Annotated in this window: 11 protein-coding genes; 9 read left to right on the top strand and 2 right to left on the bottom strand. The window is 37.9% G+C overall.

What is annotated here, in order from left to right; all coding sequences use genetic code 11:
• The first annotated feature begins 150 nt into the window (after positions 1-150).
• The 6 genes from FTV09_RS15345 to FTV09_RS15320 all read left to right on the top strand — a co-directional run bounded on the left by FTV09_RS15345 (position 151) and on the right by FTV09_RS15320 (position 8,009).
• Positions 151-1,158: an AraC family transcriptional regulator gene (locus FTV09_RS15345; protein ID WP_180058804.1), complete on the top strand. Its 1,008-nt coding sequence runs from the start codon at positions 151-153 to the stop codon at positions 1,156-1,158.
• A gap of 84 nt (positions 1,159-1,242) precedes the next feature.
• Positions 1,243-2,394: a cell division protein ZapE gene (gene zapE, locus FTV09_RS15340; RefSeq protein ID WP_180058803.1), complete on the top strand. Its 1,152-nt coding sequence runs from the start codon at positions 1,243-1,245 to the stop codon at positions 2,392-2,394.
• 526 nt (positions 2,395-2,920) lie between these two features.
• The gene (locus FTV09_RS15335; protein ID WP_067767448.1) at positions 2,921-5,083 is read left to right on the top strand and encodes a malate synthase G; all 2,163 of its coding nucleotides are present in this window, start codon (positions 2,921-2,923) and stop codon (positions 5,081-5,083) included.
• 88 nt (positions 5,084-5,171) lie between these two features.
• On the top strand, positions 5,172-5,648 hold the full coding sequence (locus tag FTV09_RS15330; protein WP_180058802.1) for a hypothetical protein: 477 nt from the start codon (positions 5,172-5,174) through the stop codon (positions 5,646-5,648).
• Between the two features lie 111 nt (positions 5,649-5,759).
• Entirely contained in the window at positions 5,760-7,202 is a 1,443-nt protein-coding gene (locus tag FTV09_RS15325) for an aldehyde dehydrogenase family protein (RefSeq protein ID WP_180058801.1), read from the top strand.
• A gap of 147 nt (positions 7,203-7,349) precedes the next feature.
• Positions 7,350-8,009 (top strand): SOS response-associated peptidase family protein, encoded by a 660-nt coding sequence (locus FTV09_RS15320; protein ID WP_180058805.1) that lies wholly within the window; start codon positions 7,350-7,352, stop codon positions 8,007-8,009.
• Positions 8,010-8,030: 21 nt separating this feature from the next.
• Here FTV09_RS15320 and FTV09_RS15315 read toward each other — a convergent pair whose 3' ends face one another.
• On the bottom strand, positions 8,031-8,495 hold the full coding sequence (locus tag FTV09_RS15315; RefSeq protein ID WP_180058800.1) for a MarR family winged helix-turn-helix transcriptional regulator: 465 nt from the start codon (positions 8,493-8,495) through the stop codon (positions 8,031-8,033).
• 660 nt (positions 8,496-9,155) lie between these two features.
• On the opposite strand from FTV09_RS15315, the gene FTV09_RS15310 reads away from it, so the two are divergent.
• The 3 genes from FTV09_RS15310 (at position 9,156) to FTV09_RS18170 (ending at position 11,808) form a co-directional block, all read left to right on the top strand.
• Positions 9,156-10,679: a TerC family protein gene (locus tag FTV09_RS15310; protein ID WP_067767431.1), complete on the top strand. Its 1,524-nt coding sequence runs from the start codon at positions 9,156-9,158 to the stop codon at positions 10,677-10,679.
• Between the two features lie 403 nt (positions 10,680-11,082).
• Positions 11,083-11,313 (top strand): hypothetical protein, encoded by a 231-nt coding sequence (locus FTV09_RS18175; RefSeq protein WP_257222916.1) that lies wholly within the window; start codon positions 11,083-11,085, stop codon positions 11,311-11,313.
• Positions 11,314-11,373: 60 nt separating this feature from the next.
• Positions 11,374-11,808 (top strand): hypothetical protein, encoded by a 435-nt coding sequence (locus FTV09_RS18170; RefSeq protein ID WP_257222915.1) that lies wholly within the window; start codon positions 11,374-11,376, stop codon positions 11,806-11,808.
• Between the two features lie 207 nt (positions 11,809-12,015).
• Here FTV09_RS18170 and FTV09_RS15300 read toward each other — a convergent pair.
• Positions 12,016-12,111: transposase domain-containing protein (locus FTV09_RS15300; RefSeq protein ID WP_143242124.1), on the bottom strand; the 96-nt coding region annotated here is incomplete at its 5' end.

Below are 12,111 nucleotides of genomic sequence, written 5' to 3'. Positions count from 1 at the left end.
TTGATGCCATTTTTCTTTATACTGTCACTGAGGCAGGTTGGACATTTGATTTCTAGAGTTATTTGCATTTCTCTATTTTATCAAAATTCAACCTGCTTTTTTTCAGCATACTTTTTGAAACACCACCGAAATTTATATTTTCTAGAGTATATGAAGCGATCTATTCTCAGCCTGATGTATTTAGTGCAAGGTATGCGTAAAGCGGGCGTAGATGTAGATCAGCGTTTGCAAAGCATAGGGCTGCGTGTTGATGCACTTGATCCCACATCTGTTATACATCCGAGTTTGGAATGGGATGTCCTTAAAGTTATAGGTAAAGATGTAGAACCTGAGCAAGGACTTTATATAGGGCAGCATTATGCTCTTGCTGGATATGGACCATTGCTGATGCTTTTGGTTACCAGTGATACATTACGCCAAGCGCTCAATCAAGGTATTCGTTTTCAACAACTGACGCACTTAACTGGGCGGTTGAGTTTGCAAATGAGTAACCATAAAGTTGCACTATGCTATCAGCCGCAAGATGTGTATTCACCTTTAGGCGCTTTACTTGCGCAGTCTGAAATTTCAGGGACGTATAAGTTCATTCGTGACTTATATAAGATGATGGGGCTTTCGACGCCTCAAGTTGAAATAGATTTGCCATTTGCTCAACCTGAACAAGCTGAAAAGCTGCAAATGTACACAGACTATTATGGAACCCAAGTTCGTTTTGGAGCACCATGTGCTGCCTTTTGGTTTGATGAAAATGTATTAGATATCCGTATTCCATCGGCGGATATTATTACCTTTCGTTTGTATGAGTCGAAATGTATTACTGAGCTAGAGCGTTTGTCTGCTGATGAAAATGCACCATCACTAATTCAACGTGTTCAGGATTATTTAGAATTGCAAAGTGGAGCTATGCCGAGTATGGCGGCAACTGCACAGGCACTAAATTTGCCGGAACGAACTTTACGTCATCAATTGCAGCAGTTAAATACCAGTTATAAGCAAATTCGTGAAGATATTATTAAAGATAAGGCTTTACGCCTGATTGAATATAATGAGTATTCAATTGAAATGATTGCAGAATTGCTCGGTTATTCTGAGCCGGCGGCGTTCAATCACGCATTTAAACGCTGGTTTGGTCATAGTCCGCGCCAATATAACAAATAGCCTAAGTTGATTAATGCCAAAGTGTTATATCTTCAAATTCAATCTCCGCTATAATTTATGTAGCCCAAAAAAGTATTCAATGATATGTCCGAATTTCAGTCTACACAAAACACCTCTTTCACACCGATTTCACCGGCTGAGCGTTATACTCAAGCTTTAGCATCTGGTCAATTTTTACCAGATCAAGAGCAGGCGCAAGCAGTGCATGAGCTGGATCGTGTTTGGCAGGAATTAATACAGCGTTTTAAAGCGTCGAAAAAAGCATTCCGTCGCTTCCGCCGTCAAACTGCACCGAAGGGTGTGTACATGTGGGGTGGTGTAGGTCGTGGTAAAACATGGTTAATGGATCAGTTCTATGAATCTGTACCATTTCGCCGTAAAACCCGTATGCATTTCCATCACTTCATGCAATATGTGCATCGTGAGTTAAATAAGCTATCAGGACAACGTAATCCATTAGAGCTTGTTGCAGATCAAATTTACAAAGAAGCTGTGGTGATTTGTTTCGATGAGTTCTTTGTATCGAACGTTACTGATGCAATGATTTTAAGTGACTTGTTCCAGAAATTATTTACACGTGGAATCACACTTGTAGCAACTTCAAACATTGCACCAGATGGTTTATATAAAAATGGTATTCATCGTGACCGTTTTATTCCGACTATTGAAATGGTGAAAAAGAACTGCGTTATTTTAAATGTCGATGCAGGTGTGGATTACCGTTTACGTGTATTGAAGCAAGCACAGTTGTTTAAATCACCATTAACCCACGAACATAAGTTGTGGATGGCACAGCGCTTTACAGCATTGACGCAAACACAGGTGCAGTCACAAGAAGCAATTTTAATTAATAATCGAATTGTGGAAACGATTGGCCATACTGAGGATGTGCTTTGGTGTGAATATTCTGAGCTATGCTTGAAGCCACGTAGTCCTGCAGACTTTATTGAAATTGCCAATATTTATAATACGGTTTTGGTGAGTAATGTTCCGCATTTAACAGATTACCTTTCTGAAGGTACACGTCGTTTTATTTATTTGGTCGATGAATTCTATGATCGTGGCGTAAAATTACTCCTCACATCTGAAGATAGTATTATTGATATTTATCAAGGTGAGAAGTTGGCATTTGAAATTGAGCGTACCCGCTCACGTTTGCTTGAAATGCAGTCTGATGATTATCTTCAAACATCGCATCGTCAAATCAATGCACCAGAATCTACCTTAGAAAATTAAGAGTTTTTGTTGTAATGTAAAAAGAACGTCCTAATGGCGTTCTTTTTTTTTGATTTTTAGTTTTAGATTACTTGTATAGATAAGAAGAAATGTAGAACGAACAATCGACTTTAAAAGCGATTTCGCAAGATAAAAGCATCATTTAATAAGAAGTCGGGCTGTTTAATAATTCATCGATAAAAGCGTTAAATTTAAACTGATTGGTTGAAGTTGCAGCATCGACATTCAGCGAATTTCATGGCTTAATCGAGTGAGTTTGTTAGACGCTTGGGTCTATTTGTTCAGTTTTAGAACAAAATTCTGCACTTAAGTCTAATTTCGACATTTCAAAAACTTTATACACTGTAAAAAGGTATTCAGGCTGATGATGACGTCGTATTTCTGATCTTAATTATGTTGAATGATGAGGGTATTTCATTACATAGAAAATGATCATTATTTAGGAATGTGATAGTACTATTCAGCAAAGTATAAATGGGTATACTAGAATCTCTTGTTATAAAAAATAGCAATATCAGGAAAGACAATGACTGCACGTATTCAAAAAGGCAAGTTAGCGATTGCTAAAGAACTTTACGATTTCATCGAAAATGAAGCACTACCGGGTTCGGGTTTAGACAGTGAAACTTACTGGAAAAACTTTGAACAAGTCGTTGTCGATCTTAGCCCAAAGAACAAAGCACTATTGGCTAAGCGTGACGACATTCAAGCTAAAATTGATGAATGGCACCGCAACAACAAATTTGAACTCGAAGCTTACAAAGCTTTCCTTACTGAAATTGGCTACTTATTACCAGAAGTAGAAGATTTTCAAATCAGCACAGAAAATGTAGACGAAGAAATCGCATTATTGGCTGGTGCGCAATTGGTAGTACCTGTGCGTAATGCACGTTACTGCTTAAACGCTGCGAATGCACGTTGGGGTTCACTCTACGATGCGCTTTACGGTTTTGACGTGATCTCTGAAGAAGGCGGCGCGGAAAAAGGTAAGGGCTATAACCCAGCTCGTGGCGCAAAAGTTATCGAATTTGCTAAAAACTTCTTAAATGAAACTTTCCCGCTAGCTAATGGTTCGCATGCAGATGCAACTAAATATGCGGTAGAAGGTAAAAAGTTAGTTGTAAGCCTAAAAGATGGCTCAACTGCAACTTTAGCGAAAGAAGCTCAGTTTGTTGGTTTTAATGGTGACGAAGCTGCACCAACTGAAATCGTACTTTTAAACAATGGTTTACATGTAATCATTGAAGTTGATGCGACGAGCCCAATTGGTTCAACAGATGCTGCTGGCGTTAAAGACTTAGTTCTTGAAGCTGCGGTGACCACAATTCAAGATTTGGAAGACTCAATTGCTGCAGTTGATGCTGAAGAGAAAGTTGAAGGCTACCGTAACTGGTTAGGCTTAATGAAAGGTACACTTTCTGAGTCTATTGAGAAAAATGGTAAAACTGTTACTCGTACATTGAACAAAGACCGTACGCACAAAAACTTGATCGGTGGTGAAACTACGCTTCACGGTCGTTCATTGATGCTTCTTCGTAACGTGGGTCATTTGATGACAAACCCTGCGATCCTTGTAGATGGTGCTGAAATCTACGAAGGCATCATGGATGCATTGATCACACCGTTATTGACGTTTGCAGACATCAAGGGCGAAAACGAAAACAAGAACTCTCGTAAAGGTTCTATGTACATCGTTAAACCAAAAATGCACGGTCCAGAAGAAGTTGCATTTGCAGTTGAATTATTTGAGCGTGCTGAACAAGCGCTTGGTCTACCTGCGAAGACTTTGAAAATCGGTATCATGGACGAAGAACGTCGTACTTCTGTGAACTTGAAAAACTGTATCGCACAAGCGAAAGATCGCACGATCTTTATTAATACAGGTTTCATGGACCGTACAGGTGACGAAATCCATACTTTCATGGAAGCAGGTCCATTCGTTCGTAAAGGCGAAGTGAAATCTCAAATCTGGTTCCCAGCTTACGAAAACCGTAACGTGATGATCGGTCTACAAGCAGGCTTACGTGGTAAAGCGCAAATCGGTAAAGGCATGTGGCCAAAACCAGATATGTTGCTTGATATGTACAAAACTAAGATTGAGCATCCAGAAGCTGGCGCAAGTTGTGCATGGGTTCCGTCTCCATCTGGTGCTGTAATTCACGCGATTCACTACCATCAGTGCAATGTTTCTGAGCGTCAAAAAGAGTTGTTGAATACTCAGCCACTATCTTTAGATGACTTGTTAACGCCGCCTTTAGCGACAGATACAAACTGGTCTGAAGAAGAGAAAACTAAAGAACTCGAAAATAACCTTCAAGGCATCTTAGGTTATGTCGTTCGTTGGGTTGATTTGGGTGTAGGTTGTTCAAAAGTTCTAGACATCAACAACGTGGGTTTGATGGAAGACCGTGCAACTTTACGTATTTCTTCTCAACACGTTGCGAACTGGTTACGTCACGGTATCGTAACTGCTGAACAAGTTGAAGAAGTATTTAAGCGCATGGCGAAAGTTGTGGATGAGCAAAATGCCAACGATCCACTTTACACACCAATGGCCCCAGGCTTTGATGGTTATGCATACAAAGCAGCTTATGACTTAGTATTCAAAGGTGGCGAGCAGCCTTCTGGTTATACAGAGCCGCTTCTTCATGCTTACCGTTTAAAATTAAAAGGTTATACAGGTGACTAATCTGTAAATCCAAAAAAAGCCTCTTCGGAGGCTTTTTTTATTGCTTGAGAAAGTTAGAATGTCGAGATAAAAATGAAAAGGAAAATTTATGTATTTTTGGAGTGTTAAACGATTAGTGGAAGAGATACGCTTAAATAAAGTCTCTGAAACGCATTATAAAAATTACTATATTGCTAGCTCAATATTGATTTTCTTTAGTTATTTAGCGCTAACATTGACTCCTGAATCTAAACCAACTGAAGCGTGGGCATCATTTGTTCTGCAAATAGGGCTTTTGATTAGCTGGGTGAATGCCATCTTTAAAGCCAATGGTGGCGAGCATGGCCGAGATTTTTTAAAACGCTTTATCGCATTGTATTTGCCCGTGACTATTCAGACTTTAGTTCTTTTTATCGTGATTGTTGTTGCCATCGAAGCGCTGTTACCTATGTTGACTGTGAATATGGATGAGGCACTGCTTGAGCAAATCACTACAATTAAAGACTTGAGTATTGAAGTTATCATAAGCTGTTATATATATTGGCGAATCTATAAAGCGATTCAACAGATTAATCAGCCTGTTTAACTTATAGGGTTGTAAAAGAAATTAATAATAAAGTTTCATCCTGTTTTTATCATAGCTTTTCACAGCTGAAGCCTTTACATTGGAACGAATGATAAAAATAGGACTGAAATCATGTCAGCATATACTGCTTTAGACCTTCAATATATAGGTGGGCAATGGCGAGCTGGGACTTCAACACGTCATGTCCAAAATCTAAATCCATATAATCAAACGCTCATTTTTGACTTACAAGCAGCTAGTAGTGTTGATGTAGATAGTGCTTATAGTGCTGCAGAACACGCTTTTAAAGATGAACGAATCAAAGCGATTCAAGTTCGTAAGCAAGTCATTACTCTGTTGAGCGAAATTATTCAGCAGCGCCGCGAAGAAATTATTCAATGGTTGATTGATGAATCTGGTAGTACACGTTTAAAAGCCAATATTGAAGTTGATGCAGCACTTGGCATTATCAAAGAATCTCTGAGTTTTCCTGAAAAAATGCAAACCACGCAACTGGAGAGTAAAGATCCGAGCCGAAAGAGTTTTGTACTGCGTAAGCCATTGGGTGTCATAGCGGTGATTAGCCCATGGAACTTTCCATTTCATTTATCGATGCGTTCTGTGGTGACGGCGATTGCTTGTGGAAACTCTGTTGTGCTTAAACCAGCCAGTGATACGCCAGTCACAGGTGGTACATTACTCGGCAAATTATTTGAAGAAGCAGGTTTGCCGCATGGCGTATTGAATGTTGTTGCAGGCAGCGGCAGTGAAATTGGGGATTATTTTGTAGAACATTCTGTACCGAAAATGATTTCTTTTACTGGCTCTACAGAAGTCGGTAAGCAAGTTGGCGTGAAAGCTTTGGCAAGTTCACGAATTAAGCGGCTTGCACTAGAGTTGGGTGGTAATGCGCCATTGGTAATTTTGGATGATGCAGATTTAGATTTAGCTGTTGAATTGACTGTAATGGGGCGGTTTTTGCATCAAGGTCAAATCTGTATGAGTACGAACCGCGTCATTGTGGATGAATCTATACATGATGCTTATGTGGATAAGCTTATTCAGCGAGTAAAAACAATTGTCGTCGGTGATCCTAATCAGGCGGATACCTTAATCGGTCCAATCATTAATGCTAGCCAAGTGGATAAACTCAAAACCATTATTCAAAATGCAATTCAGCACAATGCAATTTTAGCTTATGCAGGTGGTTTAGAAGGGCAAGTAGTTGCACCACATATCTTTACTGAAGTGGATCCACATGCAGATATTGCCCTGGAAGAAAGCTTTGGCCCAGTATTGCCTATTATCAAAGTTCAAAATGAGGAACATGCATTTGAAATTGCCAATTCAACCCGTTTTGGCTTGTCGAGTGCAGTCTGTACTTCGAATTTAGAACGTGGTGGGGAGTTTGCATCCAAACTTGATGTTGGAATGACCCACATTAATGGCATTAGTGTTGCAGACCATGCCAATGCACCGTTTGGTGGTGAACGAAATTCAGGACTAGGGCGTTTTAATGGGGAATGGATCTTTGAAGAATTTACCCGCACTCATTGGCAAACTTTTCCAGTCTAAACTAAACATTTTAATAAAAGCGTACCAATTGGTGCGCTTTTAAATTTCAATCGTATAACATCTAAAAGTAGGGACTTTTACAACTTTTAATCTTTGGTTGTTTATGAAAGACTAAGTATTCATTTGTTAGAACCGCATCAGTGTATTATGTGCGCCAATTTCAAACCGATCACTTTAGCTCAGTTAAAGTCACTAAATTTACCTGAGATCACTTTTGATTATCCCAATGAGGTGTATCCAAATTATGAACTGCCGCTTTTGTTTGCATCAGTTCAGGGACTTGAGTGGCGGAAAGTTGGTTTTGGTATGGTACCGAAATGGGCAGAAGACAAATCTATTGCATTAAAAGCCTATAATGCACGCAATGAAACCTTATTTCAAAAGCCAACATTTTTAAATTCAATTTCTAAATGTAAGTTTGGTGTTATACCCGTTTCTGAATTTTATGAATCCAAATATATAGAAAATAAGCCTCAGCGATGGGGTGTTCGACGTAAAGATGGGCAAGCTTTTTATATTGCAGCACTTTATGAAATCTGCAAACAAGGGGATGAAATTATACGATCAAGTAGCATGATTACCATGGATGCGATTGATCATGAAATGATGAAGGACTTTCATGAGCCTGGTGATGTTAAACGCTCAGTTATTATTATTCCTCATGACCGATTACAAGAATGGCTCACATGGAGAAGCTCTGACATAAGCAGTTTTATACACGGATTCCCAGTTGAAGAATTTGAATGTACGCATGTACCCAAAATAAAAATCGAAAAAATCAGTCGCCAACTGAACTTTTTCGATTGATACTTCGGTGATGCAGAATGTTTAGCGTGCTAAGTTTTTGAAGATGTGTTTCAAACTTTCCATAGTTTTTTCAATTTGTAATGGCGTTAAACCTTCAAATGATTGCTCAAGAACGACATTAGTTAAATCATTAATTTTTTGTGTCATTTCTGAGCCTTTTTCAGTCAAAATGACACGGGTAATTCGTGCATCATCTTCACATGAATAAGTATCAACTAAACCTTCATCTTTGAGTCGATAAACAATTTTAGTTGTTGTCGACATTTTAGATACGACCATTTCTGAAAGGTCAGAAACGCTTGCATGTGGTTTAGATTTCAGTGCGAGTAAAATGCGACGACGAGAGTTGTCTAAACCATATTTTTTGAGCGCATGATCAACGTTCAATACGTATTGTGCATGAACTTGAGTTACCCAATAGAATGGAAAATTTTCTAAACTGAAGTCGTCCGTGGACGGCAAAAATTTTGAATATTTTTTTGTCATGAAGTTTCCCCTGAATTTTTTTGTAATTTTATTTAATGTTTTAACATTCTATTGAAAAATAGAGGGTAATAGCAATACTTCACACTAAAAAAAAGGAAGGATACTGATATCTCGTTTTTAGATTATCTTAATAGAAAATACTGATTTAGTTTTAACCAGCTAAGATTTATGACTAAGTCATTCATAGAAGGTCATAAAATATTTTATTTTTTTCTGTATTGGAATTGAGAGAGTAATAAATTAAGAAGAATTTATTGATTTGTTAAGTATTACTACATTAGTTTTGCTGCTGTTGATAGTTGTAGTAACACGTTTTTGATGAAATTTTTCTTTTACGCTTTACTTGATGTGGGTTGAACAAGCGATTTGAACTTACAGCATTGACATAAAATAAAATGAAAAAAAGTGGGGCATAAAATTACATAAAGTAAGATCATTGCATTACAAAAAATATGTTTAGTGCTTAGTAATTAATCTTAAAATAATCTAGATCATTTAAAATTTAGAGTAATTATCAAAAAAATATTTATTTGCACAATACAAATTCTGAAGATTGTGCATAATAAAAAGGTCTTAAGTCATAGAGGTTAACATTATGGATCCGTCGCCGTGCGCTGGTCTAATTAATTTTTTTACAATTCAGAGTGAGGGTATTAACTAATGGAATTTTTATTAGACCCCGGTATCTGGGTTGGTTTGCTTACTTTAATTGTTTTAGAAATTGTACTGGGTATTGATAACCTCGTATTTATTGCCATTTTGGCTGAAAAACTTCCCCCAGAACAACGTGATAAAGCACGTGTCATTGGTCTGTCACTTGCCTTAATCATGCGTCTTGGATTGCTTTTTGCAATCTCTTGGTTAGTCACTTTAACTCAACCTCTTATTACCGTATTTGATTGGACATTCTCTGGTCGAGATTTGATCTTATTATTTGGTGGTTTATTCCTTGTTTATAAAGCAGTCACTGAACTGCACGAAAAAATAGAAGGTAAACCTGAAGTTAAAGTTACAACGAATGTTGTTTATGCCAGCTTCACAGCAGTTGTTGCGCAAATTGTTATTTTAGATGCCGTATTCTCTTTAGATTCGGTGATCACTGCAATTGGTATGGTTGACAACATTTATGTCATGATGGTTGCAATGGTTGTTGCAATGGCAGTGATGTTACTTGCATCTAAATCATTAACTGCATTTGTAAATCGCCATCCTACAGTTGTGATTTTATGTTTAAGCTTCTTGCTGTTAATCGGTATTAGCTTGATTGCGGAAGGTTTTGGTTTCCACATTCCGAAAGGTTATATCTATTCAGGTATTGGTGTTGCCATTCTTATTGAAGCATTTAACCAATTTACACAACGTAATGCGATTAAACATGAATCAAAAATTCCACTTCGTCATCGTACGGCAGATAACATCTTAAAATTGATGGGTGGTCGTATTGAGGCTGAAACGGTTGGTCAGCGTCAAGCACAGGAAACCTTTGCAGACGAAGAGCGCTACATGATTGGTGGTGTATTAACGCTTGCTGAGCGTACAGTTGCATCAATTATGACGCCGCGTAATCAAATTTCTTGGGTTGATTTAAATGATTCGCCTGAGCAAATTCGTGAGCAAGTGCTTTCTGTCCCGCACAGCTTATTCCCAGTTTGTCGTGGTAGCTTGGATAAAGTGATCAGCATAGTACGTGCGAAAGAACTGATCGATGTACTTGATAGCGAAGAAGATTTAAAAGCACTGATTAAACGTCATCGCCCAATCTTCATTTTCCAAAAGATGAAAGTGATTGATGCCATTAATACTTTGCGTACATCAAAAGGCTCATTGGTGCTGGTAACTGACGAATTCGGTGCAGTACAAGGCTTGATTTCTCCACTCGATGTGTTTGAGGCGATTGCAGGTGAATTCCCTGATGCTGATGAACAACTCGATTTAGTGAAAATGGATGATCAGCACTGGAAAGCATCAGGTATGTTGGATTTGTATCAACTTGAGCTAGAGCTGGGCATGCTTGATTTAATCGAAGAAGATGATGGTTACATCAGTGTGTCAGGTTTAATTTTAGACCAAACACAAGGTAATGTTTCTGTTGGTACTGAAATTGAATTTAATGGTATTCAGTTTAAAGTGACCGAAATGGATGATAACCGGATTAAGACTGTTGAGATTTTCTATCAACCTTAATACGTCCATTTAGATGTTAAAAGACAGCTTTTCGAAGCTGTCTTTTTTTACCCATATTAATATCTGCGCCATGCCACATATTATTTCGATAAAAAGTAAATTGTAGGCTCGTTTATATTTACACAATGTAACACTTAGTTTATAAATACAGCTCATAGATTCTGGCATTTTCTTCCATTTTTTTGAATGATGAATAGGCTAGGCTGCTTGAATGAAAACACAGATAAAATTTTTACCACCTTAATGAATTCTTATCGTTTTATAGTTCAATAATTATTTTCTCAAATAAGTTTATTTTAAAAATGTTTAAGCACGAAATTTCGATTTGGATGGAGTGCAGCAATAAGTGAATTTGCCTAAAGATGTGTAAAGCACAATTTAAAAGAGGATTGGGGTTGGGTGTATGAAAATTTCTGAGAGCATTATTGATTTCAGTAAACTACCCGCAGAATCTAAACATACATATTTTCAGCAGATGTGGGAGTTTGATCGGAAAATTTTCCCAAATTCGAGCATCGAACAAGTCTATGAATATATGCATGATGCTGTTGCGATTCCTGTTGTCCAATTTTTTCATAAGAATCAATTAGTCGGACAAAATATTATACGTATTTTAAAGCTTGAACATAATTAACGTCCGATTTTAATTTTTAATTCACGTGCGGGTTTTTTACCTGAGTATCGTCGCCGTAATATGACTTTAAACTCAGCGATTAAAGTGGCAATGCAATACCAAATTCGTTTTGCCTCAATGCCGATGTGGTTTGTCACGACTTTAACGCAGCCGAAGGTTTATACCTTATTTGCTTCACGTTCCGTCAAATTTTATCCGCGACAGGGTGTCCCGATGCCTGAAGAATATGTTGAAGTATTAAACGTCTTTAAAGCTAGGCAACATGATGTACAACATCGTGGAGAGGATATATTTGTACACCCATGTGATTTGCCAAAAGTGACACCTGAGCAATTAATACGTTTAAGAAATAAATCAGATGAACACATTCAATTTTTTATGCAGCATGTTCCCGATTATTTTGATGGTATGGGCATGATGTGTATTTGCAAGTTAAATGTTGGTACGATTTTTGAAGCAACAATGAATATCGCAATGGGGCGATCAGTCGAATAATTAATATTTTATACATGGAAGTTTTATGTTGTTGAATAAGGTTAGCCATTGGATTGGGCTGAGTATGGTTATATTTTTAGGTGCTTGCCAGCCTACGAATGACCCCATTCAAAATAAAAGTGATCGATGTGAATCAGCTGAAGATTTGGTTCAGCAAATTTACCGAGACAATCTAAGTAAGCGTCCGCTGAACCCCATGCCTATTTTTTAATTTGAGTTGGATTTCCAGCGATGTGGTAGTAATTCTTCTATTTGGGTCGCTTTATGCGTCGGCAGCCTTTTCAGCACATCACTGAGATAGGC

Origin of the sequence: Acinetobacter sp. YH12227 (assembly GCF_013417785.1) — a bacterium.
Classification (GTDB): domain Bacteria; phylum Pseudomonadota; class Gammaproteobacteria; order Pseudomonadales; family Moraxellaceae; genus Acinetobacter; species Acinetobacter gandensis.
This window is presented reverse-complemented; position numbering and strand designations above follow the sequence as displayed.